The organism is Thermostichus sp. OS-CIW-20 (assembly GCF_054061455.1).
Genome location: NZ_JBSSEF010000010.1, coordinates 37,479 through 62,731, shown reverse-complemented (window position 1 = coordinate 62,731; position 25,253 = coordinate 37,479). Strand labels below are relative to the sequence as shown.

Below are 25,253 nucleotides of genomic sequence, written 5' to 3'. Positions count from 1 at the left end.
CGAGGCCCTGGCGTGAGCACTCTTGAGTTCGAGCGGGTATCGCTGCGCTTTCCCCACAATTCCCGTCCGGCCGTGGAGGAGTGCAGTTTTTCCGTGGCCTCGGGCCAGTTGGTGGTCATCCTCGGCCCTTCCGGCTGCGGCAAAACCACCCTTCTAAAAATGGTGAACCGGCTGCTGGAGCCCACCCAAGGACAGATTCGCCTGGATGGGCAGGATATCCGCCGCTTTCCGGTGACGGCGCTGCGCCAGCGCATCGGGTATGTCATCCAGCAGGTGGGGCTGTTTCCCCACATGACGGTGGCCCAGAATGTGGCGGTGGTGCCGCGACTTTTGGGCTGGCCAAGGGAGCGCATCCGCGAGCGGGTGGACGAGCTGCTCAGCTTGGTCAACCTGCCCCCCCAAGAATACCGACGTCGCTACCCGGCTCAACTCTCGGGCGGCCAACAGCAGCGGGTGGGGCTGGCGCGGGCGCTGGCCGGGGATCCGGATCTGCTGCTGATGGACGAGCCCTTTGGTGCCCTCGACGCCATCACTCGTGGCAAGCTGCAAGACGAGATCCTACACCTGCAACGGCAACTAAAAAAGACTATCCTCTTCGTCTCCCACGACGTGGAAGAGGCGCTGCGCCTGGCAGATCGCATCCTGGTGATGCAGCAGGGGCGGGTGGTACAGTTCGACACTCCCTTGCGGCTGCTCACCCAGCCGGCCACCCCCTTTGTCCGAGAGCTGCTGGGGGCAGACGACATGGTGCGTCAGTTGAGCGTGCTGCGGGTGGAAACGGCGATGGAGCGGATCCCGCACAACCACCAGATCCAGGAGGGGGCGGTGGTGAAACCCCAGGAAACCCTGCGGCGGGCCTTGTCGCTGCTGTTGCGCACGGGGGCAGCAGCTCTCACAGTGTGGGAAGACGGGCGGGCCATTGGCATCGTTACCCTGGATCACATCCGCCATCTGGCCATGCTGGAGGGGGGATCCGCATGAGCTATCTTCTCAGCAACCCCGGCCTGGTGTGGCAGCTTACCCAAGAGCACCTGGCGATGGTGGCAACAGCCTTGGGGATTGCCCTGGTGCTGGCGCTGCCGTTGGCTTTGCTGGTGCACCAGGTGCGCTGGCTGGCCCTGCCGGTGATGGGGATCCTCAGCATCCTGTACACAGTGCCCAGCCTGGCCCTAATCATCTTGTTGGTTCCCTACTTTGGCCTCAATGCCCGCTCGGTGGTGGTGGCGATGGTGCTCTACACGCAGGTGATCTTGGTGCGCCATTTTTACGTGGGCCTGCGCTCGGTGGAGCCTGCCATTCTGGAGGCGGCCAAGGGCTTGGGGATGAACTTCTGGCAGCGGTGGTGGCAGGTGCAGGTGCCCCTCATGCTGCCGGTTGCCCTGGCCGGCTTGCGGCTGGCGGCAATTGTGGCCATTGCCATCGCCACGGTGGGGGCTAAGTTTGGGGCGGGAGGGCTGGGCACCCTGCTTTTTGAGGGCATTGCCCAGGCCGGTCGCTACGACAAGATCTGGGCCGGATCTTTGGCCGTGGGATCCTTGGCCTTGCTGGTGAACACGGCCCTGTGGGGGCTGGAGTGGGCGGCCCGCCGCAGCTAAAGAGAGCCAGAGCCTTTTTCAAGTCACTGGAGACAGCCCCCCTCGCAAGACGGAACAACGGTCTGCCCCTGCCATTTTACGAAGAGCTATAGCATGGATGAGAAGCCAAGTACTTCTCCAGGCGAGACGATTCCAGCCTCCTGCTATTCGGTGCCGCTTGGAAAGACCGTAGCTTTATAGAGTGGGCCTGACGCAACATGGGTGAGCAACCTCCGCTAAGGGATTGGCCTTCTCGCAGCGATGGGGAACTGATGGAGGCTATCCGAGAGAGGCAAGGGGCAGCGCTGGGGGTGCTTTACGACCGCTATGCCGGCTTGGTCTATGGGCTGGCCCTCCAGATCCTGGGCCATGTGGCCGAGGCGGAAGATCTGACTCAGGCGGTGTTTGTCGAACTGTGGCGCAAAGCCAGCTATGATCCGCAGCGGGGATCGGTGAGCAGTTTTCTCTGTCTGTTGACCCGTTCGCGTGCCATCGACCGTCTGCGTTCCCAAGACAGCTCTCAACGTCTTTTGAAGCACTGGCAATCTCTGCTCGCCGCCGAGAACAGGGCGCCGGCCCCCTTTGAGCAGCTCTCCCTCGAGGAGCGACGGCAAGCCGTACAAGAGGCCCTCGGCCAACTGCCGGAAAGCCAACGGCAGGTTCTAGAGTTGATCTACTACCAGGGGCTGAGCCAGGCGGACGTTGCCCGACACCTGGGGATCCCGCCGGCAACCGTTAAAGCCCGCGCTCGCCAAGCCCTCTGCAAGTTGCGGGGATCCCTGCGCGCGCTCCTTGAGGTTTGGAGTTAGGTTCTGTTGTCGGCCTGGCCATGTTTGCATCCCATTTGCCCCTTGCATCGGAAGAACAGGAAGAACTGGCCGGCTATCTGCTGGGGGATTTATCTCCTGAGCAGGCAAGCGCCCTAGAGGCACGCCTAACCCAAGACCCACGGTTGCTGGCGGAATTGCAGGCTTTGCAAGAAACCCTGCACCTGTTGCCCTACGGCTTGCCGGGGGTGATCCCGCCGGCCAGCTTGCGGGGCAAGGTGATGGCAGAGGCGGGCATTGAGCAGGTGCCGACACCTCTTCAGCCGGCCCTGTCCTCTCTGGGGTTCGGTCGCCTCACCGCTGAGTGGCGCTGGCTGGGGGGGTTGGCGGCAGTGGTTTTGGCCCTGCTGGTTTTCGACAACTGGCGACTGCGGCAGGCGCTCCAACTGGCCCGCCTAGAATCGGTGCAGGCGCTGGCCCATTTGCTGCAACAGCCGGGATCCCGCCTGGTCAATTTGCAGGGAGAGGCGGCAGCGGCTAACCTCCTCTATCGCCCAGGAGAGTGGCAGGAGGTGGTCTTGGCGGCGAGGGATCTGCCCCAACCGGCCCCTGGGGAGCGTTACCATCTCTGGCTCAAGCTGGAGGACGGCGAGACCCTCCACTGCGGCAACTTTCAAGTGGATGCCCAGGGATCCGCGCTTGTCGCCTTACGTCCGCCGCGCCCGCTGCCAGAGGACGCTCGCCCCCAAGAGGTGCTGGTTACGGCCCAAGCCGCTGCCGTCCCTCGCAAACCCCAGGGCAAGGTTCTTCTCAAAGCCAGGGTGTTCTAGGAGAAGTGAGGGGAAAGCTAGCGCTGCGGGGATTGGCCTTATCGGTGGGGTTGGCCCTGGCCCTGCTGGCTTTGTGGTGGATGGATCCCACCCCAACCACCCTGAGCCAATACACCACTTCCTTACAGGAGCGCACTCTCCCACAGCTCCACAACATCCGCCAAGCAGTCCAAAGCCTGGATGGGGTTTACATTCAGCCGGGGGCGGTTTTTTCTTTCAACCAGGTGGTGGGGCCGCGCACCCTGGAGCGGGGCTATCTGCCTGCGCCGGTATTCATGGTGGCCGAAACCCTGGATTCGGTTGGCGGCGGGATCTGTCAAGTCTCCTCCAGCCTTTACAATGCGGCTCTGCTGGCGGGGCTGGAAGTGGTGGAAAGGCACCCCCATTACCGGCAGGTGGAGTCGGTGCCGCCAGGGCTAGATGCCACGGTTTGGTACGGCTTGGCCGATCTCAGGTTGCGCAATCCTTTCCCTTGGCCAGTACGCCTGCGCTTTCAGATCCGCGGCCAAACTCTAATCGTGTCGGTGCTGGGACGGGGATCCCACCCTGCTCCAGCCATTCCACCCATCCGCGTAGAGCAGCGGCGACTGGATCCCCAGCATTTGCAGGTAAGCGTCTATCGCGGTAACGAGCGCCTCTCCCAAGATCGCTACGTTGCTCCCTAGCTGCCAAAACCGTCTTGGCGAAGTCCGCTGCACCTTCTGGGGAACCGCATCCTAAGCTGCCTCTTTAAGGAGCAAGGGGACAAGCCGTTTGGATCATCTTCCAATCACCAGCACCCCCATCATGCCACCGGCTAGGGGATAAAACTTGGCAACAGAAAACCCTACCTGCAAGGCCATTTGCTGCTGCTCTTGGCCAGATGGGAAACCATCCAAACTGGGATCGATGTAGGCATATTCAGATGCCAATCCCAGAGCTTGCGCCCGGGCGACGACCTGGGTGTTCAGGTACCAGCGCTGGAAGTCCGCAAGGAAAGGGATCCCTGTGGGGCGATGAAAGTCCAAGAGAGCGGCGCGACAGCCGGGCTTGAGCACCCGGTAAATCTCCCGCAACGCTTGAGGGATATCGGTTACGTTGCGCAGACCGTAGCCCATTGTAACGGCATCAAAGCTGGCGTTGGGAAAAGGCAAGGCCAAAGCATCTCCCAATACCCACTCTAGGGAGTAGCCGGGGAAAAGACGGGAGCGCCGCCGAGCAATCTCCAGCATGGCCGGGGAGAAATCCAGGCCGACCACCTGTCCGCTTCGTCCCACCCGCCGGGCCAGTTGCAGCGCCAGGTCGCCGGTGCCGCAGCAGAGATCCAACACCTGCCCGCCAGGGCCGGCGCCCGACCAGCGCACAGCCATGCGCTTCCAAACCTGATGCAGGCCCAGGCTCAGGGTTTGGTTGAGGGCATCGTAGTGGGGGGCGATGCGGTCGAATAGCTCCCGAATCTGCTCAGGGCGCTCAAAGGTTGGGCTGGGCACCGCTTCTCAACTCCGCTTTGCATCAGTCGTGGCCGCAGTCACCAGACGGGACTACTGCGGCACCGGGATCCCGCTCACCCCGACTCGGTGGCGGCGGCTGGGATAATCGGCCAGGCTCAAGGACAAAGACCGGGATCCGGCCAAGCTGGAGGCGGGGATGCGAACAGTTCCCTGGAAGACTTGGCTGTTGGGAGGCAGCTCCCCAGGCAGGCCTTGGGTGAGGGCGTTGATCGACCGTCCGGTGTCGTCGGTAACGTTCAGGAAGCTGTAGAGAAAACGCACCGTCTCCGCCGAATTGTTCTGCATCGCCACGTTCAAAACCACCTGCCCTCCCTCGCGGCGAACCGAGAGCACCTGCATGGCAACCTGCCCGCCGGCAGCCACTTGCCGAGGTGGGGGAGGTGGTGTAAACACCGGTGGCGGCGAGGGGCGCGGCGGTTGGGGAGAGGGAGAAGCAGGCCGCGGGGTGGGGGATGGGGCTGCCGCCAACTCAGGAGACAAGCGGGGGGTGGGCGTCGGGGTAGGTCTAGCCACGGGAACGGATGTAGGAGTGGAGAGAGGGGCGGGGGTGGGGGGTGGGCGCAGGCTCGCTTCCGCTGCTGCAATCACCGCGGCCTCGTTCAAGAGGGGCACGGTGCGGGGATCGCGAACGCCACGGGAGGAGGAAGCATTGCCGGCTGTGGTGACGGGAGAGGAGACCCCCGACAGGGCGCGCTGGCCGAAGAGGTAGCCCAAACAGGCGCTCAACACGGCTGTGAAGAAAAACGCACCCAGCCAAAACAGCGCTCCCAAGAATGGGGAGGTGAACTCTTGCGCTGGCCTGACCGATCTTCGCAAAGGATGCTCACTCCTGCTACCGGCTTGCTCTACCTATGATACGAAAGCGACGAGGAGCTAGGGATTCTCCGCTGGCCCAGAATCTTTGCGCTCTTGCTGCTGGGCGCAGAGAGCAGCGCTATCTAGGTTGGGCAGCCGTTCCCCCAACCACCAGCCTGGATCCTCCCAGCTCAGGGATCGCAGCCACTTGGCGGCGCGATCCGCCAAGACCAGCCCCAACAAAACAGGAGCGGTGGTGATCCCCAGCGCTAGGCTTAGCCAAAGGGGAGGAAAGGTTGGCGAGGTGGCTGAAGCAGCACTTTGGCCAGGGGAAGATGCTGGCTTGGGATCCGTCATGTCTCTTGTAAAACTGCCCTTAATTGATCCTTATCCTAGCTCCAAACTCACGGAACCAGGAGCTTTTGCTTAAACTCAGCTAGTGCCGAAAGAGTTTCTTGGTTCAGGGGGCAACAAAGAAGAGGCGCTGCTTTACGTATGGCTTCAAGAGGCCAGTCCCACCAGCTAAGCTGGCTGAGCTGCTCGATTACCTCAGGTGAGAAGCGATAGCGAACTACTTTGGCTGGCACACCCGCAACAATCGCGTATGGTGGGACATCCCTAGTCACCACTGCACCCATTCCAACAACTGCTCCATTTCCAATGGTCACTCCTGAGCGAATCATGGCACCGTGGCCAATCCAAACGTCATGGCCAACCACAATGTCCCCGCGGGTCAGAGGGTGGCCTTCCAGGGCGCGCAGCTCGCTCCAACACTCAGGTAGATGAGTGAAGGGATAGGTAGTGGCCCAGTCAGTGTGGTGCTCATAGCCTGCAAAAAAATGCACCTCTCGTGCAATCGAGCTACAGCGGCCAATCTTTACCTGCGAAGGCTCTCCCATCCAATGGATAAAGAACTCATATCCATAGCTTAGGGAGCCAATAGTAACCAAGGGAAATGGTGCTAAGCCTCTGTAGGCAAAGTATGTTTTCTCCTCCAGTTGGGGACTATGTTCGATGCGGATGGGCATAGAACCTTAGGTCGCTAGATCGGGGCTTCACCTGCCAGAACGCAAGCCTCAGTAGAATGGGCTCAAAATCCGCCTAGGAGCTTCCAGATCTTAACCTAATTACGAACGAAGCCAGAAGAGGTAGAAGCTGCTAACCGCTAAGCTAACCTAGCGATAAACTTCTTCCTGACTGATGTCTAATGCCGATTGTACTTATCTGTGGCCCTGCCCGCTGCGGCAAGAGTCGGCTGGCGGAGAGCCTGGCGGCTGCTTCCGGCCTGCCGGTCGTCTATCTGGCCACCGGCCCCAAGCCCGATCCCCAAGCCGACCCAGAGTGGGCGGAGCGGGTTCAGCAGCACCGGCAACGGCGTCCTCCCACTTGGCAAACCTGGGAAACCGGGCCCGACCTGGGGGCCGACCTGCAAAAGCTGTCTCAGCCCTGTTGTGCCCTGGTGGACTCTCTAGGCGGCTGGGTGGCGCAGGGTCTGGAGTGTTCCCCGGAGGAGTGGGATCCCTTGGTGGACGCTTTCTTGTCGGCCTTGCAGAGCTGGGCAGGAAAGGCGATCTTGGTCTCAGAAGAGGTAGGCTGGGGAGTGGTGCCCGCCTATCCGCTGGGGCGTCGGTTTCGCGATCGGATGGGAGAGCTCACCCAAAAGCTGGCCCCGCTGGCAGATCAGGTGTTCTTGGTGGCAGCAGGCTTTGTCCTCGACCTAGCTCGGCTGGGGATCCCGCTGGCAGGAGGGAATGGCTCAGAGCTGAGATAAGCTGCAAGGGGTTGACGGATGGGGTATCTTGCTTGCGGAAGCCCTCGCCTGGATCAAGACTGGGTTAAAGCGATTGCTTGTCGCCGTGCCAATTACCTTCCACCTACCTGCCAAAGCCATCCAGGCCTTGGATTTGACCCCGGGCCATGAATTGGTGAAAACCTTGATGGCGGATCCCGTTGGCGCCGCTCAGCAGGTACAGTGCGCCATCGATTGGCCGCGCAGCCCCGACGATCCGCGGGAGCTGTCGGAGATCCCAGAAGTGCGCCTGTGGTTCATCCGCTGGGATACGGTTTACCCCTGGATGCCCTACTTTCTCGATTGGCGCAGCGGCGAGCTGGCCCGCTACGCCGCTATGCTGGTGCCCCACCAATTCAACCCCCGCGAAGGGATCGTCTACAACCCGGAGGCATTAGAGATCTTCGTCTACCAGAAGATTTTTGTGCTGATGCGCTGGTTTAAGCAGCAGAAACTGGGATCTGTCTCGATGCTGCGGGACATGGCCTTGGTGTTTGGCTTTGAGGTGCAACCCGAGTTTCTGAGCCTCTGGGAAGCCGAGACGGGGGAACCATGAGAGTGATGGTAGCAGACACCTGGCCTGGAACTCAGGCAGCACCAGGAGTGGCAGACTCCTGGCAGCAGGCGGTGCAACGCCCTTGGGGCCTGCTCGAAGTGGATCCCAGCCCTTCCGAAGCCCAGCTTAGAACCCTCTGGCAGCAGATTGCTGCCTGGAAGGGAGAGAAGGCCCCGCTGCTGGTGGTGCCTGGCAGCCTGGCCGATCCGATAGGGCCCGGCCAAACCTGGGCTGACCTAGCCCATGCCTGGGGGTTTGACGTGCTCTTGACGCTGCCCCAAGAGGCTGCTCTCAGCCAGGGAGCCGCTTTTGCAGCCTTGCTTCACCAAGCCAAGGCCCACTGCCTGGGATGGGTGTTGCTGGAATCTGAGTCGGCCTCCTCCCCAGAAGAAGAACCCGCTTTGATCTGGCAGTTGCAGGCCCACCTGGGGATCCCTGTCCTGGGTAGAAAAACGGCGGCGGGGCAAATTTTTTGGAGAGCGGAGATGTTGGATTTGCTTTCGGCAAGGCCCAGCTCCCGACTGGGGGCGCCCCTTGCTTGAGGTTCTCCCTTCCCAGCGAAGGGGATCCCCTTGCCCCTAGGACTCGTCGGCAGAAGGGAGCTGCCAAACCCTTGTCTGGCTTAGGCGCGGCGGCAAGCCGGGGCTTTAACCGCGGATCCCCTACCTTTTTCTTTGATAGGTGCCCATCAGTTGGGCCTGGGCAAGGAGGTGGCCTTCCATAGCCTGCAGCAGGGCTTCCTTCGTCGCCCCTGCAGCCAAAGACAGTTGCCGATCCAGGGCGTAGAGGGTGAAGAAGTAGCGGTGGGTGCCGCTGGGAGGGCAAGGGCCACCGTAGTCGTTACGCTCCCAACTGTTTTGCCCATGCACAGCCCCCTGGGGCAAATCGGCATCGCCGCGGATCCCTTCTGGCAGGCTGCTAACGCTGGTGGGCAAGTTGTAGACCACCCAGTGGACAAAGGTGCCCCTGGGCGCGTCTGGGTCATCCATGATTAGGGCAAAGCTCTGGGTTTCCGAAGGTGCCCCCGACCAGGCTAGGGGTGGAGAGAGATCTTCCCCATCACAGGTGTAGCGGGAGGGGATGGATTCTGAGTGGGAAAAAGCGGAGCTGGTGAGTTGCAAAGCCATAATTTCTTCAGGTTTCAGCAACTGGCCATATCCTGCCACACGAGGGGACTGGGGGGTGGAGGGATATAGGGGGTCTCCTGCAGCTTCTACCTGAGGCGGGCCTCGATGACGGAGAGAGTGGGATTCGAACCCACGGTGAGTTGCCCCACACAGCATTTCCAGTGCTGCGCCTTCGACCACTCGGCCATCTCTCCAGAGGAGAGAAAACGACTTTTTAGCGAGCCTAAAAAGTCAGCTTTGTAATCCTAGCAGAGGTGTGGACCGGCAGTCAGCTCATTTGGCAGCCCCGACTCCCAAAATCTGCAGCATCACCTCCCAGCGGGAGCAGCGCCAGTGGTCGATGTGGGATCCGATCAACCCTGCTTCGTTGATCTGGATTTCTGTCCAGCCGGGGACGCACAGGCGGGGACGCCAGGGCAAAAAAGCCAGGGATCCCCTCAGCGTCCACTCGCTGCGGATGTGGTTGCCGCTCTGGTGGATGTCGTGCAGCTCGAGGTGGATATCCTGCAGCCAGCGTCCCAGGCTTTCGACCATGGCTCGATAGCGATCCAGGCCGCGAAACTCGTTGAGGGGATCCCGAAAATAAACTTGGGGATCGTAGATGGAGTAGGTTTGATCGCAAGGAAAGCGGGCGTAATCGGCCCGCAGGATGGCCACGAGATCGGGGGCGGCCTGAGAAGGAGGGCTCACGTCTTAACCTCAGCGGGAAGGGATACCGTCTCCCCCGGGGCAGGGCAGCACAACTGGATGGATTGGCCGGTGGCAGCGTTCAGGGATCCCAGCTTTTCCCGGAACTCCTCTAGGCTCCCCAGGGGGCGGATCTGGGCGGCAAACCAGCCGTGGTAGTCCACCTCTCCCATAGCGGTGGGAATCACCTGCTGCGGGCGCAGGGCGGCCACCACCTGCAGGGCCCGCTGCGGCCCCATGATCACCTCGCCCAAGAAGGGAAAGATCTGCCCTACCACCGGGATCAGCAGGGTGTGGATGGGGGTGAACTCCTGCTGCAGCCGCGGGCGGACATCCGGTTGGGAAAGGTGGGGCTCGTAGTAAAGCCGCGTCTGGGTCGGCAGCTCCTCCAGCAAAAAGCCCAGTTCCCGCACCGGCCCCAGGGGGGCGCCAGGAACCGCTGTGATGCCTAGATCTCCCCACTGCACGGACTGCCAGGGATCCAGGGCCTGCACCCTCATAAAGCCAAGGCTCCGCGCCACCCTGGCGGCTGTTGGAGAAGCGAAAACCGGGATCTGCTTGTCCAGCCGCTGCAGGGTGGGGGGGTGGCAGTGGTCGGGTTGGCCTTGGCTGAGGAGGATACCGTCGATTTTGGGCAGGGTTTCCGGCGTGAACGGCGGCATCTGGCGGTGCTGCAGGCGGATGAACCAGGGCAGGCCAAAGAACACCAAGGGATCCACCAGCCACGGATCCAGCAGGAAAGTCTGGGTCTGGGTATGGACTAGCCAACTGTTGAGGTCGATGCGGGTGAGTTTCATGGGGCTATTGGCCGGTGATGGAAAGATCGGCTACCCAAATGCGGGGACACAGACCACTAGGAGTGATTTGTGGCTCCGGCTCGACGTAGAAAATGGACTGCAAGAGTGCTAGAAAATCCCCCGCTACTGTCGCCGCCTCGATGCTGATGCGCTCCCCCTGGCGCACCCACCAGCCCTGGAAGGGCAGGGAAAAGGATCCCTGCAGAGGCTTGACTCCGGCATGGAGAGCCTGCAGCTCGTCAATCCAGACCACATTTTCAGCCGTGGCCAGGTCGTAGGTGCTCTCTGGCGGAGCCCCGGCAAAGACGTGGTAGTAGTGGGCTGCCACCGTCACCTTGGCGCCGATATTGGCGTGCCCCGTGGGCTGGGCCCCCAGGCGTTTGGCGGTGCCAGCGCTGTGCAAAAAGTGGGTCAGAACTCCGTTGGTAATCAGGGAAACGCGGCGGGTGGGGGTGCCTTCGCCGTCAAAGCTAATCGCGCTTACGTTAGTCGGGTGCAAGGCATCGTCACACACCGAAAGCAGCGGCGAGGCAATCTGCTGGCCCAGCGAGTCGGGGGTGGACAGGCTTTGGTTGTCCAAGATGTTCTGGGCGTTGAAGAGATTGGAGAAAGCCCCCAACAGGCTTAAAAAAGCTTCCCCAGAAAAAACCACCGTATATTTCCCCGAAGGGATCTGCGCGTACTCCAGGTGGCTGATGAGCTTCTCGGCGGCTTCTTTTACGCACCCCTGGATATCCAGCTCCTCTAGGCTGCGGGCCACCCGCATGGCGCCGGCGCTGCGGGGCTTGCGGCCTTCTTGTTCTGCTTTGCCGTAGAGAAAGACCGAGGCCAGAGTGTGGCCCTCCTGGCGCAGAGCTTGGTCGCTGTTGAGGTAAAAGCGGTCGATCTGTCGCTGGGCCAGGCCGTTGTAGGGCACCCCCTGGATGGCGGGATGGGATCCCAGCAAAGCCTTCTCGGCAGCCACCAGCTGATCTAGGAGCTCGCTGGCCAGCGCCAGGGGCCTTTTGTCATTACAGGGCTGGAGAATGGGCAGCTTCGCTTCTGGACTGAATTGGGGCGCGTGTTCCCGCACGCCGAAGTGGCTGGCCTCAAAGGCCGTCTGCAGAGCTAGTTCCAGCCCTGCTTCGTCCACATCGGTGGTGGAGGTCACCCCTACCTGGCCCTGGTCGTTCCAGGCCCGCACCGTCACACTGCAGCGGTGAGAAGCTTTTACCTGACGGGGCTCCCCCTGCTCCACCTGCACGCTGGTCTCATCCACTGCGGCTCCGTAGAGATCAAACTGGGGGATCCCCAGGTGTTTGGCGCACCTTTGCGCCTGTTCGGCCAAGAGTTCAACTTGCAGCATGTCATTCCTTCTCTACCGACGGGCCAGCCAGGCGGTCAAGTCCTCCACGCTGTTGAAATCCAGCAGCGCTTCCCCCAGCGCCTCCAGTTGCGACGGGGGCAAGGCCCAAATCCTGTTTTCCAGGGCCGGGTCAAGGGATCCCAGCTTCCGCCGCAAAAGCCGCAAAACCAGCGTTGCTTCTCCATGCTGCAGTCCCTGTTGCAATCCCTGTTGCAATCCCTGTTGCAGCCCTTGCTGCAGGCCCAGTTGCAGACCTTCTTTGCGCCCTGCTTCCAGCCCCTCCCGCAAAGCTTCCGAGCGCCACTCCTGGTAGATCACCGATTCCCTCATATCCAAAGACCTCATGATTTGCCGAATCAAACCCCGATCCAATGCTAGTCCCGCCAAAACGGCTGTTGCTGCTGCCAGTTCTCGCTGCTTGCTGGGGTCTGGCAAGCGCTCCAGCTCGGCAACGACTTCTCGTAAGGTTTCTACAGGATCCTCCACCTGGCTTAAGACCCGAAAAGGCAGCAGGGCTGGCCAATCGACGTTGGTTGGCAAGTTGCATTCCCACAGGCGAATGACCTCAAACTCGTGGCTCAGCCGTTCTAGGCGAAAGGAAGTTTGGAAAACTCGCTCCGAGGTCGTTTTGCGCAGATAAATCACCACCTGATGCACAGGTAGCTGTGGATATTTCCGGTAAAGGCGCAGCCGATAGTCGGCCATGCGAAAGGGGATTTCAGGATCTGGATCTGTTTGAAATTCCAGGTGCAAAATGCCCTGCTGCAGCCCCAGCAAAATAACAGAATCTGCTCGAACAGGTTCCTCCGAAAGTTCTGTGGGCAACATTTGCACTGGCTCAGCCACTTCTCCCACTAGCCAACGGGCAAACTGCTCCGGGAAGCGCTCTGCCAGGTACTTGCAGACGTTGTCGTAAGCCATGGGGGATCCCTGGGCCTAGCGCCCGCCCACGGTGATGGCGTCCACCTTGATGTGGGGCTGGCCGACGGTGACGTAGATGCTGCCGCTGACAGAACCACAGAAGCCAGGGGCCAGGCGGAGATCCTTGGAGCACATGGAGATCTTGGTCAGGATATCCTTGGCTTCCCCGATTAAAGTGGCTCCCTTGAGGGGCTTGGTGATCTTGCCGTTTTGGATGAGATAGGCTTCTTCCACGGCAAAGTTAAATTGGCCGGTGGGGCCGACGCTGCCGCCCCCCATGCGCTTGCAGTAGATGCCTTTGTCGATAGAGGCAAACAGGTCGTCCAGTTCGGCGTCGCCGGGGGCGATGTAGGTGTTGCGCATGCGGCTGGCGGCGGCAAAGGTGTAGTTTTGCCGGCGACCGCTGCCGGTGCGGGGATGGCCGGTGCGCATCGAGCCGGCCCGGTCGGCCAGGAAGTTCTTCAAAATGCCCTTTTCAATGAGCAAAGTGCGCTGGACGGGCATGCCCTCGTCGTCCACATCCAAGCTGCCAAAGGCCCCCTCGGAAAGCCCCTCGTCCCAGGCGGTGAGGTTTTTGTGGGCAATCTTCTGGCCTTTTTTGTCGGCAAAGGGGGTGGTTTTGCGCTCAATTTGGGTGGTTTCCAAGAGATGCCCACAGGCCTCGTGGAAGATGACGCCGCCAAAGGCGTTGGACATCACAATGGGGTAGGTGCCCGATTCCACGTAGTCGGCATAGAGCATCTGGCCGGCAGCCTCTGCCAGCTCCTGGCTGTGGGCCACAAGATCCCAGCGGCGCAAAAAGTCGGGATCCCCGGTGCCCCCCGCGCGCTGGCTAACGGAAGCGCGATGATCCCCGTCGGCACAGAGCAGGGTAGAGCTGACCGACTGGGTAAGGCGGATGTCGCGCACAAAGGTGCCGTCGCTGCAGGCTACCAGGATCTCCTGCCAGTCGCGGAAGTAGTTGGTGCGGCGGGACTGGATGTGGTGAGCTTGCCGCTTGAGCTCTGCGTTGGCCCGCCCCAAGATCTCCCCCATCTCGGCAAGGGAGCTGCATTCTTTGAGCCAGCCGTCTTTGCGGCGGCGCTCGGCGTAGTCCTGCAAGATCCCCAAGTTGACAGGGGAGACCAAGGCGGCAGGGCCTGGGGGGGTAAGGCCCATCAAGAGCAGGCCTTTTTCCAGGGCGGCTTTGAGGCCGGCAAAGGAGAGATCGTTGGTGCTGACGTAGCAGTCGGCCAGGCCGCGGAACACCCGCACGCCGGCGCCAGTGGCAAGCCGAGGGGTGATGCTGGTGATGGCGTCGTCTTCGGCCAGGCAGCTGATGGAGTTAACCCGCTCCAGGAAGATCTCCACCAGGTCGGCGCCAGCAGCCCGCCCCCAGCCTAAGAGAGTTGCAAGGGGATCCCGCCAGTCTTCGTCGAAGCGCTGCAGGGTGGGACGATAGTCGAGGTTGGGCAGTTCTTTGGACAAAAGCAGCATAGGAGGCCGAGAGCACTCAAAAGAGGGAAAGGGCAGGCTGAGATGCCGCCACCTTCTGTTCCCTCAGTTTAACAAGACGTAAAGGCTGCCCTTTTGGGGAAAGAGACTCCAAGCTTGACAAGGGCAGAGGAGCAGCCGAAGATCGCTGCACAAGGATCCCTCACCTTGCAATGGCTGCCAAGAAAAGATCCTCGGAGCTTCAGCCCAGCCTATTTGACGATCCCCTAGAGCCACCTGCCCCCGCTGCGGAGACGCTTCCCCAATGGGATCAGATCCCGCTCTCGGCCCAGGTGCCCATTCCCCCCGGTACCTATCGAGAACTAGAACAACTGGAGCAGCACTGCCGGGTCTGCCAGCGCTGTGAATTGGCGGCCAACCGTACCCACGTGGTGGTGCACCGCGGCAACCCCAAGGCCAAGATCGTGATCGTCGGAGAAGGGCCGGGGGAAAACGAGGATCTGCAGGGGCTGCCCTTTGTGGGCAAGTCGGGCCAGTTGCTCGACAAGATCCTGGCCTCGGTGGGCCTAGATCCGGAGCAGGATACCTACATCTGTAACGTGGTCAAATGCCGCCCTCCCCACAACCGCGTGCCCACCCAGGAGGAGATGGACGCCTGTCGGCCCTATCTGCTGGAGCAGATTCGCCTGGTGGATCCCTGGATCATTCTGTTGACGGGGGCCACTTCGGTGCGCTCTCTTTTGGGGGATAAGCGCGGCATCACCAAGATCCGCGGCGAGTGGATCCAGTGGCAGGGGCGCTGGTGTATGCCGATTTTCCACCCGGCCTATTTGCTGCGCAACCCCGACCGCACCCCCGGCAGCCCCAAGTGGCTGATGTGGCAGGATATTCAGGCGGTGAAGCAAAAGTACCTAGAACTTGCCGGCGCAACGCCGCCCCAGCCGGACTTCTGAGCTACTTTCCCTGGTATTTGGCCAGCGCCGCTACCCTCACCCCCAGCCCCTCTCCCAAGGGAGAGGGGGGTATGGGATCCCTAACTTGCAGGCTTGAAGCCGCTCAGCAGGCCGAAGCGCAGCAAGCCGCTGGCATAGGCCCGCCGCATCAGGCCCAGCCCCAGCGCCCCACGGACGGTGACCCAGCCGCTGCGCAGCAAAGCCGGGATCCACCGCCAATCGCGAGCCGAGGCGATCACCTCGTCCCAAAAGGGGGCCACCCGCTCCGACCAGTCGGCGGTGCGCAACCGCTCGAACCCCACCTGGTGGGCCAGCGCTTCATACTCCGACAAGCTGATGACATAGGGCAGGCAGTACACGTCGTAGATCTGCTGCAAAAGGCGCTCATCCTGGCGGCTCAGGGATCCCTCGCGGTGGCACCAGGTAACCACCATCATCTGCCCGCCCGGCTGCAAGACCCGCCAGCACTCGGCCAGAAACCGCCGCTTATCCGGCATGTGCTCGCCGCTTTCCAGAGCCCAGACCAGATCGAAGGTGTTGTCGGCAAAGGGCATGTCCAGGGCATCGGCCACCCAAAAGCGCACCCTGTTGCTCAGGCCGGCTGCTTGAGCGCGCTCCTCGGCCCGCTGGGCTTGGACAGGGCTGAGGGTAATGCCTGTTACCTCGGCGCCAAAGCGCCGCGCCAGCTCCAGGCTGCTCCCCCCAATGCCACAGCCGAGATCGAGGATGTGCCGGGGGGGCTTGGGATCCCCGATCTGGCCCCATTGAATGACTCGGTCGATGAGATCGATCTGGGCTTGGCGGCGATCCTTGCCGGTCTGGCCCGGCTCGTAGTAGCCGTGGTGCATGTGCTCTCCCCACACCTGCTCCCAAAGGCCAGAGGAAGCATCGTAGAAGCGGCGGATGCGTTGGTTGAGCGGAGAGGTCATCGGCAGGTGCAGGTCGGGATCCCTCTTATTCTGGACGATCTTGCCGTCCTTCCTGGCCCTGGGGGCGGGCTGGCAAAACCCCGATTAAGCTGGGAAAGTAGGCTCTTGTTGCCGCTGGGATCTTGGCCACCTCAGACTTTGCCCTCGAGCAGCTTCTCTTCACCCCGGCCACGCCCGAGCCCGACGCGGTGCGGCTGATCTACGCTTTCCCCAACACCTACTCGGTGGGGATCACCAGCCTCGGCTACCAGGTCATCTGGAGCCTGCTGGCCAGCCGCCGTGATGTGTCGGTCGCCCGCCTGTTTACCGACCTGGCCGAGCCGCTGCCGCGGGATCCTGAGCTGCTGGGCTTTTCCCTCTCCTGGGAGCTGGACTACGTCCACATCCTGGATCTGCTGGAACGACAGAGGATCCCCCTCCAGGCCGAGGCGCGGGAAGAAGCGCACCCCCTGGTTTTCGGCGGCGGCCCAGTGTTGACGGCCAACCCTGAGCCCTTTGCTGCGTTCTTTGACTTGATCCTGCTGGGGGACGGGGAGGGGCTGGTGGAGCAGATGATCCAGACCTATCGGCAGGTACGGCGGGGATCCCGCGCCGAAAAGCTGCAGGCGCTGGCCCAGGTGCCGGGGATCTACGTGCCCAGCCTCTACGAGGTGCGCTACCGCGAACCCGACGGCCCAGTGGAGAAGGTGATCCCCAAGCTGGACGGGATCCCCAGCTCCATCCGCAAGCACACCTTCCGCGGCAACACCCTCTCGGTGTCCACCGTGGTTACCCCCAAGGCGGCCTGGGAGAGCATTTACATGGTGGAGGTGGTGCGCAGTTGTCCGGAGATGTGCCGCTTTTGCCTGGCCAGCTATCTAACATTGCCTTTTCGGGCAGCGGATGTGGAGGGACATCTGATCCCGGCGGTGGAGCGGGGGCTGCAGGTTACCCAGCGGATTGGCCTTTTGGGGGCTTCGGTAACCCAGCACCCCCAGTTTGAGGAATTGCTGGAGTACCTGGCGCAGGATCGCTTTGAGCAGGTGCGCCTTAGCCTGGCCTCGGTGCGCACGGGCACGGTTACGCCTCGCTTGGCGCAAGTGCTTTCCCGCCGCGGCAGCCAGTCCATTACCGTGGCCATCGAAAGCGGCTCGGAGCGGCTGCGCCGGGTCATCAACAAAAAGCTGGCCAACGAAGAGATCCTGGCGGCGGCTGCCCACGCCCAGGCCGGCGGCCTGAAGGGGATCAAGTTCTATGGCATGGTGGGGATCCCGGCAGAGACCCAGGCCGACCTGGAGGCCACGGTTGCCCTCTTCAAGGAGCTCAAGAAGGTGGCTCCCCGCCTGCGCTTCACCCTGGGCTGCAGCACCTTTGTGCCCAAGGCCCACACCCCCTTCCAGTGGCAGGGGGTGGATCCCCAGGCGGAGAAAAAGCTGCAGTGGTATCAAAAACACCTGCGCCCCCTGGGCGTGGAGTTCCGCCCGGAAAGCTACAGTTGGTCGGTCATCCAGGCCTTGATCTCAAGAGGGGATCGGCGGGTGGCCCAGGTTTTGCAGCTAGCACGGCAGTGGGGCGATTCCCTGGGCAGCTACCGCCGCGCCTTCAAAGAGCTCAAAGGGCAACTGCCGCCCCTGGACTTCTACGTGTACCACAACTGGGATCCGGCGGATCCCCTTCCCTGGCAACACATCGAAGGCCCTCTCAGCCTGGAGCGGCTGCAGCAGCACCGCCAAGAGGCCTTTTCCGTGTAGCATGTCGTGCCTAAAATCCCCTAGGAAGGGGATTGACGGTGAGAGCCTGAAGCGGCCAGAAACGCCTCGATCTCGGCGCGGTGGGGCAAACTGGGCTGAGCGCCAGGGCGGGTTACACACAAGGCCGCAGCGGCATTGGCAAACCGTAGAGCTTCCCTCAGGGGTTTGCCAGTAGCTAGGCAGGCGGCCAAAGCGCCGCAGAAGCTGTCGCCGGCAGCGGTGGTATCCACTACCGCCACAGGGTGGGCCGGCAGGTAGCCGCTTTCTCCGCCATCGGCCCAGACCAAGCCTGCTCCCCCCAACGTGACGATCACTGTCGGGATCCCCTGCCGTTGCAAGGCTTGGGCCACTTTTTCGGCTTGCGCGGGTGTCTCCACCGGGGATTGGGCAAGAGCAGCAGCTTCACTCTCGTTGAGCACCAAGTAGCGCACCTGGCGCAACAGGGATCCCGGCAGGGGCACCACAGGGGCTGGATTGAGCAGGATGGGGATCCCTTGGGCAAAGGCTTGCTCTGCCACCGCCTGCACCGTGGCCAGGGGGATTTCCAGTTGCAGCAGAACCATCGCTGCCGGCGTCCAAGGAGGCAGCTGGGCGGGGGTGTAGCGACCGTTAGCGCCGGGGCTGACCACAATCCGGTTTTGCCCTGCTGGATCCACAGTGATCAGAGCGATGCCGCTGGGCCCTTCCAGCTCCCGCAGGTGGTGGGTATCGACGCCGTTCTGCTCCAGGTTCTCTTTCAGCAGGCGGCCAAAGCTGTCAGATCCCACTGCCCCCCACATCTCCACCTGGGCTCCCGCCCGTGCCGCTGCCACCGCTTGGTTGGCCCCCTTGCCGCCAGGGTAGGTGGCGTAGTCGGATCCCAGCACCGTTTCCCCAGGCCCAGGATGGCGTGGTACCTGCACCACCAAGTCCAGATTCAAGCTCCCCACTACGCGAACTAGGGCTGTCATTGGCTAGCTGAAAAACGGTGCCCTAGAGGTAGCTCATTCTAGCTCCCACCACTGGGTTGGAGAGCTTTCCACCTTGGAGAGGATTGGCTAGCTTGTGAGGGGGTGACGCGGAAACAAGCCATGCTGCTGACCACCACAGACGTGCTCCAAGGTAGAGAGGTTGAGCGCTACCTGGGCATTGTTACCGCCGAGGTAGTTTATGGCACCAATGTTCTACGGGACTTCCTTGCTGCCCTCCGCAACATCATCGGGGGACGCACAAGAACCTATGAAGAAGTTCTCGAGAATGCCCAGAAAAAGGTTTTGGAAGAGTTGGAGCAGCGGGCCAAACGTTTGGGAGCAAATGGCATCCTAGGCGTTAGCATTCATACCAACATGAGCGCGACCATGATCCTCGTCACCGCCGCCGGCACCGCCGTTAAGCTGCGCTGACCATTTCCCTTTAGGCCAGGCTCTCCATCACCGCCTCGTCGATCTCGAAATTGGCGTAGACATTTTGCACATCATCCAAGTTGTCCAGCCGCTCCATCAGGGTCAGCACCAGCTTGGCTGTCTCGGGATCCTCCACATGCACCTCCGTAGAGGGGATCCAGCGGATGGCCGCCTCTTGCACCTGGTAGCCTTCTTTTTTGAGGTAGGTGGCCACCTGCTCCAGCAGGGTGTAATCGCAGTAGACTTCTGCGTCGGTTCCCTCTACCTTGAGATCCTCCCCGCCTGCTTCGGCTACCGCTAGCAGCAGAGCTTCGGGATCTGTCACCCCCTCTAGGCTAATCACCCCTTTTTGCCGGAACAGCCAGCTCACGCAGCCACTTTCCCCCAGGCTGCCGCCGACTTTGCTGAAGGCCTCCCGCACCTCGGCAGCCGTGCGGTTACGGTTGTCGGTCATCGCCTCGATCAAGACAGCTACCCCCCCAGGGCCGTAGCCTTCGTAGCGAATTTCCTCCAGGGGGCTGTCGTCGGTCCAGTTGCCGGATCCCTTAGCGATGGCCCGTTCAATGTTCTCGGCGGGCATGCCTGCCGCTTTGGCTTTCTCCACCGCTGAGCGCAGCCGAAAATTGGCTTCCGGGTCTGGCAGGCCGCTGCGCGCTGCCACAATGATGGCTCGGGAAAGTTTGGTAAACAGGCTGCCTTTTCTAGCATCTACGCGGGCTTTTTGCCGCTTAATGTTGGCCCATTTGCTGTGTCCTGCCATGCTGTGCACACCAGTCAAGCAACCTAAGGGGAGGGATCCCCTAACTCTGAAGCCTAGATCACCACCTGCTCAGGTCTCAACCCCAGGGGAGTAGGTCAGGGCTGAATGGGTTGCCGCTCGATCACGCCCCCTGGTGGCGGTGGAGCTTCTGGCGTTGCTTGAGGTGTAGGCGTTGGTGTCTCTGTGGGAGCTGGCGTGGGAGGCAAAGGAGGCACAGGCTCTTCAAACACGGCTCCAGGCGGAGGGGTTGGGGTTTGCGGCCGAGTTAAAAAGGGCGTTACCTGTTCCAGCAGCTCGGCATAGAAGATTCCATCCTGCTCTGGCCCAAAGCGGCCTACCGCCCAGCGGTGACGGGGCACAAACAGCGTTTGCAGCAGCACCTCTCGACTGGCGAAAGAGGGAGTGCCCACAAAGACGTAGCCATCGACAATGACACGGTTCAAGTCAGGCCGAGTTTGAAACACCCGATCCACCTCCCGCAGCATCTCCGCATCCAGCCGCTCCAGCAGAGTTTCCAGCGTATCCTCAGGCCTGACCAAAACTCGCACCTGAAAGCGATAGCCTTCGCAGCGATAATCTCCGCAGAGTTTAACCAGCTCGTTTCGCACCCGAATCTGCGCCGCCGGATCGATGTCCCTCACCGGCAGGAAGACTTCTGGCTCTGGCTGTTGTTCTGCTTCCTGTGCCCAGGTCAAGGGCTGGCTGCTCCACGCCCTCAACAGCAGGGATCCAAACAACAAGGCAAGTCCCCACCCTCCAAGGGGGAGGCTCCAGCCCAGGCTGCCCCGCTTAGGGCGTTGGGAAAAGAAGGGATCGCGATCCCGATTCGGGCTACTCAGCGGACTGTTCATAACCAATACGGCAGCGATGGCTACCGCCAACTCTACCCAACATCTGGCGAAGAGGCACTAAGCCGGAGAGAAAACGGAGTCGCTCTTGCTGGACATCGCTGCTCTAGGGATCCAGAAGCAGCTCAACAGAAAGACAGCACCCCAAATCAAGAGGAGAGCATCGTTGGCTGAGCTCTGTTCGCTGCAGCTTGCCGAGGTGGCTGTATTCTGGAGAAGCTAATGATCCTGTGGCAGAGGAGTGTCTATGCCATTGCCGGCATCGAAGGTTTTTGGATCCCAGGTGGGATTTTTCTGGGGTTTACTGGCCTCGACTGTACTCTTGGCAGGCTGTGGGGGAGGTGGGGGGACGGTGCCGCCTCCGGTCAATGTTTGCGAGCAAGCCTTTAGCCCAGAGTTTTTCGCAGCGATTGGCCTGCGCCGCCCAGGAGATAGCCGCAGCGGAACCTTGGGGCCGAATAGCCTTTTGGAGTTCTACTACGATAGCGCCGGCGAGATTCAAAATGCCCGGGAAGTTCCACCGCCGCCCGGCACCTTCACCTTTTACTCAGATGGATTTCTCTACTTTCCTTCTGCAGCCAACGTTACCGGAGTTACCATCCGGCTGACCAGCCCGGCTTTCGATCCGCTGTTGGTCATCGGTGCCTTTGATACCGGCAGAAACTTGGATCGGAATATCCTTTTTGTTAACGATGATGCCGCCCCTGGCAACTTTACCACCTCCCAGCTCACGATCCCGGTGCGGCAAGACCGCTGTTACTTGATCCAGGTGCAAAGTTACTGGGCGCAAAATGCTTCCCCAACCGCTGGGCCGGGCAGCCCTGGACGAGGGCCATATACCCTCCAGGTGGTGAGCGAAACGTTTGCCACCCCTCCCCCTCCCCCTGCCATCCAGCAGAAACCGGAGGATAGGGAATCGGGAGGCGGCGGTGACCGAGGTGGCGGCGTGGGTATTTAACTCTGGCGTGTGAGCTTAATGGCAAAGCTGGCGCTGCCGCAGGTGGCCGTGCCGCGAATGGAGCGCCCGTCGGCGCTGACGGTGCCGCTCCACGTGATGGTTGGGGTACCGCTACCCCCTATCCTACCGCTAACAGAAAGTTGGTTGCCGATAAGCTGGCCGCCGCGCTCGGAAAAGCTGGGTGAGGAAATGGTGATCTGGTTGCCGTCTTGCCGAATGGAGACGGTTTCCTCAATGCCGGTTGCAACATTAACCTTACACAGGGATCCCTGCCAGACAAAGGATCCTCCCTCATAGAGCCACTGACCGCTCAAGGCAAACTCTGGCGCAGGCGTTGGTGTTGCTGGGGCTGGCGTCGAGGTGGGCGTCGGGATCGGGGTGGGGGTAGGGGTAGGAGTACGGGGGACGAGCGGGGTAAAGCGAGGGATAGGGGTAAGCGTTGGTGTTGGCACCGGGGTGGGAGTGGGTGTTGGTGCCGGAGTTGGAGTGGGTGGCGGTGTCGGAGTTGGAGTGGGTGGCGGTGTCGGAGTTGGAGTGGGTGGCGGTGTCGGAGTTGGAGTGGGTGGCGGTGTCGGAGTCGGGGTGGGTGGCGGTGTCGGAGTCGGGGTGGGTGGCGGTGTCGGAGTCGGGGCGGGCTCGGGGGTAGGTGTTGGGGTGACTTCAGCGGTAGAAATCGGCTCCGGCTCTTCCTGAGTATCGCGGATTGTTGGGCGCGGCCAGAGCCAAAAGGCGGCCAACAAAGCCACAGCGCCTCCCCCGGCCAAGACCCACTTTAGGCTGCTGCCGGAAGGCTGGAGAACCGTTGGGGGGGCGGCTTGCGGCAGGGGACGGGTAGGGGGAGTATCCGTTCGTGGTGGGACGGGGGGATCCTGAGGGGGAGCAGCCGGAAGCGTGTTGCTGGCCTGGATGACTGTAGAGGGCGTTTCGGCAGTTTCGCCTTCAACTTTGGGGGAGGGATCCGGCGCAGCTTCTGCCGAGGGATCTGAGGGGAGAGGTTCCCGCTCGGCGATGTAATAGGGGATCCCTGCACCTGCAGGCGGGATGGGCTCATCTTCGACAAGATCCAGATCTTCATCGCGGATGTCTTCAAAGGCTCCAGAAGCCGATCCTGTATTGCCGGTGGTTTTGATCGGCGGTCTGGGATCGGAAGAGGGTGGAGCCTCGTTTTGAGCCTTGGCACCGCCGGTGGGAAGAATCACGGTACTGGCCTGGCTGCTGGGGAGTTGAGTGGCCACCGTCAGCTCATAGGCCTGCAGCAGCCGCTCCCCCAGCTCCTGCATCGTCTGCGGGCGTTCGTCCGGGTTTTTCTTCAGGCAATCCATCACCACCGCTGCCAAGGCGGGCGGGATCGGCTGCGGAGTTGTCTCCGGGTTGATCTCAAGGGGGCTTTCGTAGCAATGGGCGTGGATCCAACTGTGCAACGAGTCGGTTTCCAATTGAAAAGGCATGGATCCCGTCAGCATCTCGTAGAGCACCACCCCAAACGAGTAGATATCCGAGCGGGCATCCAGAGACTTGCCCCGTATCTGTTCAGGAGAGGCGTAACGGGCCGTGCCGATAAATCCGCCCCCTTTGTGGGTGCCTAGGCTGAGGGTGTGATCCGCCAGGGTCTTGGCCACGCCGAAGTCGAGGATTTTCAGTTGAGACGTGAGTTGGCCCTCTTGCAAGACTTGCTCGAGAAACAGGTTGCTGGGCTTGATGTCGCGGTGAATCACGCCCCGAATCTCGGGGCCATCTACCTTGGCGCGGAACGTGTGGGCAAAGTGCAGCCCTTCACAAGCCTGCAGGGCCAACCGAATGACTTGCCGAAGCGGCAGAGCCCCTTTTTCCCGCATCAGCTTGCCCAGATCCTGCCCCTTGAGGTACTCCATCACCAGGTAGGCTTGCTCGCCCTCTTGGCCGTGATCCAAAACTTTGACGATGCGGGGATGCTGTCCCAGAAGGATGCTGATGCGGATCTCTTCGGCAAAGCGGCGGCGCAAATCGATCTGGGCGTCGCCCCGGCTCAGCAGCAAGGGCGCGTGCAGGATCTTGACCGCCACCTCTTGGTGGTTGTTGTGTAAGTCCAAGGCGCGAAAGACGGATCCCATGCCGCCACCACCGATTTCTTGAATTAGCCGGTAGCGACCGCCCAAAATGCGATTGGTGAGATCAAAAGACATAGGTTTGCAGGCGCAAGAAAAGGCAGCTCAGGCCAAGATGTCCATACGATAAACCAATTGCTGGAATTCATACCCGCCCATTGCTCAGTCCAACTTCAGGGATCCCAATCTTTGACTCTCTGGAGGCCCAAGCGCTCCGCGCCGCCGGCGCGACCACCTCCAGCCCCTCTCCCAGCCCCCCTCACCCCCAGCCCCTCTCCCAAAGGGAGAGGGGAGTTAGGGATAGCGCTTTGCGCCGCCAGCGCGTGCGCGACAGCGTTGCGACAAGCCGTTTTTTATTACCATTTGGAATGACTATTTAGAGATTTTTTTAAGGATCTCCAGTAAATGTGAAAAAAGCGCAAGGGAATGCTGGGGGAAATTCAGCCTTCTGGGCAACCTTCAGCCCAAAGGGGGATGATCGGAAGGGATCCCTGCGCGAGGGCTTATGGACTTGGGCTTGGTGGTGATTGCCTACAAAGAGGGGGATCGGGAGAGCAAGGCCGCCTGTCAACTGTGTGCGGAGCAGTTGCGCCGGCGCGGCGTTACGGTGCTAACAGCCCCCACCGGCTTGCACCACAACCCCTACCCGGTCTTCCTGGAGGCCACTTCCGATCCCATCGACCTAGCTGTGGTACTGGGGGGAGATGGGTCGGTGTTGGCGGCGGCCCGCCACCTGGCCCCCCATGGGATCCCCATTTTGCCCATTCAGTCGGGGGGCAGGCTGGGGTTTTTGGCCCAGTCAGAGCGGGTGCTGCACCAGGATCCCTGGGATCGCATCCAGGCCGGAGACTTCGTCCTGCAAGCCCGGATGATGTTGCAGGCCCAGATTTGGGAGCAAGTGCAACTGGGGCAGGGGGCTATTCCTGGCGAGGGCAAGCGGCAGGGCCGCCCGGTCAGTGACGTGTACTACGCCCTCAACGAAATGTGCCTCAAGCCCATCAACCGGGAACGCCTGCCCGCCGCCATCCTGGAAATCGAAGTCAATGGCGAGATTTTGGATCAGTACCACGGGGATGGTGTGCTGGTGGCTACACCGACGGGATCCACCTCCTACACCCTGGCAGCCAACGGCCCCATTCTGGAGCCCAGCTTTGAGGCCATCATCATCACCCCCATCTGTCCCCTCAGCTTGTCCAGCCGTCCCATCGTCATCGGCGGCACGGCTACGGTGGAGATCTGGCCCCTTGCCGATCCGGAAGGGCTGACCCGCCTCTGGAGCGATGGCGTCTTGGCCCAATCGGTCAACCCCGGCCAGTGGGTACAAATTCAACGGGCTCACCTGCCGGCCAAGCTGCTGATCCTAGAAAAAGACCTCTCCTACTTCCGCACCCTGCGAGAAAAACTGCAGTGGGCCGGCAGCCGCATCTACATCCCCACCACCAACCACCGCCCGGAAGGGGGATAAAGGGATCCTAAAGTTGGGGAGCTAGAGTAGCG

The 25,253-nt window shown here is 61.5% G+C and carries 28 protein-coding genes and 1 tRNA gene; 13 read left to right on the top strand and 16 right to left on the bottom strand.

The window, feature by feature from the left end; all coding sequences use genetic code 11:
* Positions 1-12: 12 nt before the first annotated feature.
* The 5 genes from ACVWXC_RS05920 to ACVWXC_RS05900 all read left to right on the top strand — a co-directional run bounded on the left by ACVWXC_RS05920 (position 13) and on the right by ACVWXC_RS05900 (position 3,836).
* A complete protein-coding gene (locus tag ACVWXC_RS05920; RefSeq protein WP_011431042.1) occupies positions 13-981 on the top strand; it encodes an ABC transporter ATP-binding protein in 969 nt (322 codons plus the stop codon).
* Positions 978-1,595 (top strand): ABC transporter permease, encoded by a 618-nt coding sequence (locus ACVWXC_RS05915; protein ID WP_457391593.1) that lies wholly within the window; start codon positions 978-980, stop codon positions 1,593-1,595. Before ACVWXC_RS05920 ends, ACVWXC_RS05915 begins: the two co-directional genes overlap by 4 nt.
* A gap of 197 nt (positions 1,596-1,792) precedes the next feature.
* Positions 1,793-2,383, top strand: coding sequence for a sigma-70 family RNA polymerase sigma factor (locus ACVWXC_RS05910; RefSeq protein WP_011431044.1), 591 nt, complete (start codon positions 1,793-1,795; stop codon positions 2,381-2,383).
* Positions 2,384-2,418: 35 nt separating this feature from the next.
* Positions 2,419-3,171, top strand: coding sequence for an anti-sigma factor domain-containing protein (locus ACVWXC_RS05905; RefSeq protein WP_168173337.1), 753 nt, complete (start codon positions 2,419-2,421; stop codon positions 3,169-3,171).
* A 5-nt stretch (positions 3,172-3,176) separates the two neighbouring features.
* The gene (locus ACVWXC_RS05900; protein WP_228375280.1) at positions 3,177-3,836 is read left to right on the top strand and encodes a VanW family protein; all 660 of its coding nucleotides are present in this window, start codon (positions 3,177-3,179) and stop codon (positions 3,834-3,836) included.
* 93 nt (positions 3,837-3,929) lie between these two features.
* Here ACVWXC_RS05900 and ubiE read toward each other — a convergent pair whose 3' ends face one another.
* Genes ubiE through ACVWXC_RS05880 form a run of 4 tightly spaced genes read right to left on the bottom strand, consistent with a single transcriptional unit; the run spans position 3,930 to position 6,484 of the window.
* Positions 3,930-4,640 (bottom strand): bifunctional demethylmenaquinone methyltransferase/2-methoxy-6-polyprenyl-1,4-benzoquinol methylase UbiE, encoded by a 711-nt coding sequence (gene ubiE, locus ACVWXC_RS05895; protein ID WP_011431047.1) that lies wholly within the window; start codon positions 4,638-4,640, stop codon positions 3,930-3,932.
* Positions 4,641-4,691: 51 nt separating this feature from the next.
* On the bottom strand, positions 4,692-5,477 hold the full coding sequence (locus ACVWXC_RS05890; RefSeq protein WP_143597179.1) for a hypothetical protein: 786 nt from the start codon (positions 5,475-5,477) through the stop codon (positions 4,692-4,694).
* A gap of 57 nt (positions 5,478-5,534) precedes the next feature.
* Entirely contained in the window at positions 5,535-5,813 is a 279-nt protein-coding gene (locus tag ACVWXC_RS05885) for a hypothetical protein (protein WP_011431049.1), read from the bottom strand.
* 47 nt (positions 5,814-5,860) lie between these two features.
* Positions 5,861-6,484 carry a CatB-related O-acetyltransferase gene (locus ACVWXC_RS05880; RefSeq protein ID WP_457391597.1) on the bottom strand — a complete coding sequence of 208 codons (624 nt, stop codon included), beginning with the start codon at positions 6,482-6,484 and terminating at the stop codon, positions 5,861-5,863.
* Positions 6,485-6,663: 179 nt separating this feature from the next.
* Here ACVWXC_RS05880 and cobU point away from each other — a divergent pair, with 179 nt between their 5' ends.
* The 3 genes from cobU (at position 6,664) to ACVWXC_RS05865 (ending at position 8,343) form a co-directional block, all read left to right on the top strand.
* Entirely contained in the window at positions 6,664-7,227 is a 564-nt protein-coding gene (gene cobU / locus ACVWXC_RS05875; protein WP_457391599.1) for a bifunctional adenosylcobinamide kinase/adenosylcobinamide-phosphate guanylyltransferase, read from the top strand.
* A gap of 85 nt (positions 7,228-7,312) precedes the next feature.
* On the top strand, positions 7,313-7,801 hold the full coding sequence (locus tag ACVWXC_RS05870; RefSeq protein ID WP_011431052.1) for a CRR6 family NdhI maturation factor: 489 nt from the start codon (positions 7,313-7,315) through the stop codon (positions 7,799-7,801).
* A gap of 5 nt (positions 7,802-7,806) precedes the next feature.
* Positions 7,807-8,343: a hypothetical protein gene (locus tag ACVWXC_RS05865; protein ID WP_099813339.1), complete on the top strand. Its 537-nt coding sequence runs from the start codon at positions 7,807-7,809 to the stop codon at positions 8,341-8,343.
* Positions 8,344-8,463: 120 nt separating this feature from the next.
* Here the strand turns inward: ACVWXC_RS05865 and ACVWXC_RS05860 are convergent, their stop codons facing one another.
* The 7 genes from ACVWXC_RS05860 to ACVWXC_RS05830 all read right to left on the bottom strand — a co-directional run bounded on the left by ACVWXC_RS05860 (position 8,464) and on the right by ACVWXC_RS05830 (position 14,154).
* Positions 8,464-8,949, bottom strand: coding sequence for a YbhB/YbcL family Raf kinase inhibitor-like protein (locus ACVWXC_RS05860; protein ID WP_457391602.1), 486 nt, complete (start codon positions 8,947-8,949; stop codon positions 8,464-8,466).
* An 88-nt stretch (positions 8,950-9,037) separates the two neighbouring features.
* Positions 9,038-9,122, bottom strand: a tRNA-Ser gene (locus tag ACVWXC_RS05855).
* A 79-nt stretch (positions 9,123-9,201) separates the two neighbouring features.
* Positions 9,202-9,618, bottom strand: coding sequence for a DUF2358 domain-containing protein (locus ACVWXC_RS05850; protein ID WP_011431055.1), 417 nt, complete (start codon positions 9,616-9,618; stop codon positions 9,202-9,204).
* Complete coding sequence (locus ACVWXC_RS05845; RefSeq protein ID WP_011431056.1) at positions 9,615-10,412, bottom strand: MBL fold metallo-hydrolase; 798 nt, start codon at positions 10,410-10,412, stop codon at positions 9,615-9,617. The genes ACVWXC_RS05850 and ACVWXC_RS05845 overlap by 4 nt, the downstream gene beginning before the upstream one ends.
* A 4-nt stretch (positions 10,413-10,416) precedes the next feature.
* Positions 10,417-11,757 (bottom strand): TldD/PmbA family protein, encoded by a 1,341-nt coding sequence (locus ACVWXC_RS05840; protein WP_011431057.1) that lies wholly within the window; start codon positions 11,755-11,757, stop codon positions 10,417-10,419.
* Positions 11,758-11,769: 12 nt separating this feature from the next.
* Positions 11,770-12,678 carry a DUF4351 domain-containing protein gene (locus ACVWXC_RS05835; protein ID WP_414402692.1) on the bottom strand — a complete coding sequence of 303 codons (909 nt, stop codon included), beginning with the start codon at positions 12,676-12,678 and terminating at the stop codon, positions 11,770-11,772.
* A gap of 15 nt (positions 12,679-12,693) precedes the next feature.
* Positions 12,694-14,154 carry a TldD/PmbA family protein gene (locus ACVWXC_RS05830; RefSeq protein ID WP_011431062.1) on the bottom strand — a complete coding sequence of 487 codons (1,461 nt, stop codon included), beginning with the start codon at positions 14,152-14,154 and terminating at the stop codon, positions 12,694-12,696.
* Between the two features lie 170 nt (positions 14,155-14,324).
* Between ACVWXC_RS05830 and ACVWXC_RS05825 the strand changes: the two genes are divergently transcribed.
* Positions 14,325-15,065 (top strand): uracil-DNA glycosylase, encoded by a 741-nt coding sequence (locus tag ACVWXC_RS05825; protein ID WP_240527830.1) that lies wholly within the window; start codon positions 14,325-14,327, stop codon positions 15,063-15,065.
* Between the two features lie 80 nt (positions 15,066-15,145).
* On the opposite strand, the gene ACVWXC_RS05820 is transcribed toward ACVWXC_RS05825, so the two are convergent.
* Positions 15,146-15,994, bottom strand: a complete 849-nt coding sequence (locus ACVWXC_RS05820) for a methyltransferase domain-containing protein (RefSeq protein WP_011431064.1) — start codon at positions 15,992-15,994, stop codon at positions 15,146-15,148.
* 122 nt (positions 15,995-16,116) lie between these two features.
* Here ACVWXC_RS05820 and ACVWXC_RS05815 point away from each other — a divergent pair, with 122 nt between their 5' ends.
* Positions 16,117-17,724, top strand: coding sequence for a B12-binding domain-containing radical SAM protein (locus ACVWXC_RS05815; protein ID WP_457391606.1), 1,608 nt, complete (start codon positions 16,117-16,119; stop codon positions 17,722-17,724).
* A gap of 20 nt (positions 17,725-17,744) precedes the next feature.
* Here ACVWXC_RS05815 and rbsK read toward each other — a convergent pair whose 3' ends face one another.
* Positions 17,745-18,674 (bottom strand): ribokinase, encoded by a 930-nt coding sequence (rbsK, locus tag ACVWXC_RS05810; RefSeq protein WP_457391608.1) that lies wholly within the window; start codon positions 18,672-18,674, stop codon positions 17,745-17,747.
* A gap of 120 nt (positions 18,675-18,794) precedes the next feature.
* On the opposite strand from rbsK, the gene ACVWXC_RS05805 reads away from it, so the two are divergent.
* Complete coding sequence (locus tag ACVWXC_RS05805; protein WP_457391642.1) at positions 18,795-19,106, top strand: YbjQ family protein; 312 nt, start codon at positions 18,795-18,797, stop codon at positions 19,104-19,106.
* Positions 19,107-19,116: 10 nt separating this feature from the next.
* Here ACVWXC_RS05805 and ACVWXC_RS05800 read toward each other — a convergent pair whose 3' ends face one another.
* A complete protein-coding gene (locus ACVWXC_RS05800; protein ID WP_099812893.1) occupies positions 19,117-19,866 on the bottom strand; it encodes a YebC/PmpR family DNA-binding transcriptional regulator in 750 nt (249 codons plus the stop codon).
* Between the two features lie 95 nt (positions 19,867-19,961).
* A complete protein-coding gene (locus ACVWXC_RS05795; RefSeq protein WP_457391611.1) occupies positions 19,962-20,561 on the bottom strand; it encodes a hypothetical protein in 600 nt (199 codons plus the stop codon).
* 400 nt (positions 20,562-20,961) lie between these two features.
* Here ACVWXC_RS05795 and ACVWXC_RS05790 point away from each other — a divergent pair, with 400 nt between their 5' ends.
* Positions 20,962-21,672, top strand: a complete 711-nt coding sequence (locus tag ACVWXC_RS05790; RefSeq protein ID WP_099812891.1) for a hypothetical protein — start codon at positions 20,962-20,964, stop codon at positions 21,670-21,672.
* Here ACVWXC_RS05790 and ACVWXC_RS05785 read toward each other — a convergent pair.
* On the bottom strand, positions 21,669-23,834 hold the full coding sequence (locus tag ACVWXC_RS05785) for a serine/threonine protein kinase (protein ID WP_457391613.1): 2,166 nt from the start codon (positions 23,832-23,834) through the stop codon (positions 21,669-21,671). The genes ACVWXC_RS05790 and ACVWXC_RS05785 overlap by 4 nt on opposite strands.
* A gap of 427 nt (positions 23,835-24,261) precedes the next feature.
* Here ACVWXC_RS05785 and ACVWXC_RS05780 point away from each other — a divergent pair, with 427 nt between their 5' ends.
* Complete coding sequence (locus ACVWXC_RS05780; protein WP_011431074.1) at positions 24,262-25,221, top strand: NAD(+) kinase; 960 nt, start codon at positions 24,262-24,264, stop codon at positions 25,219-25,221.
* Positions 25,222-25,253: the final 32 nt, after the last annotated feature.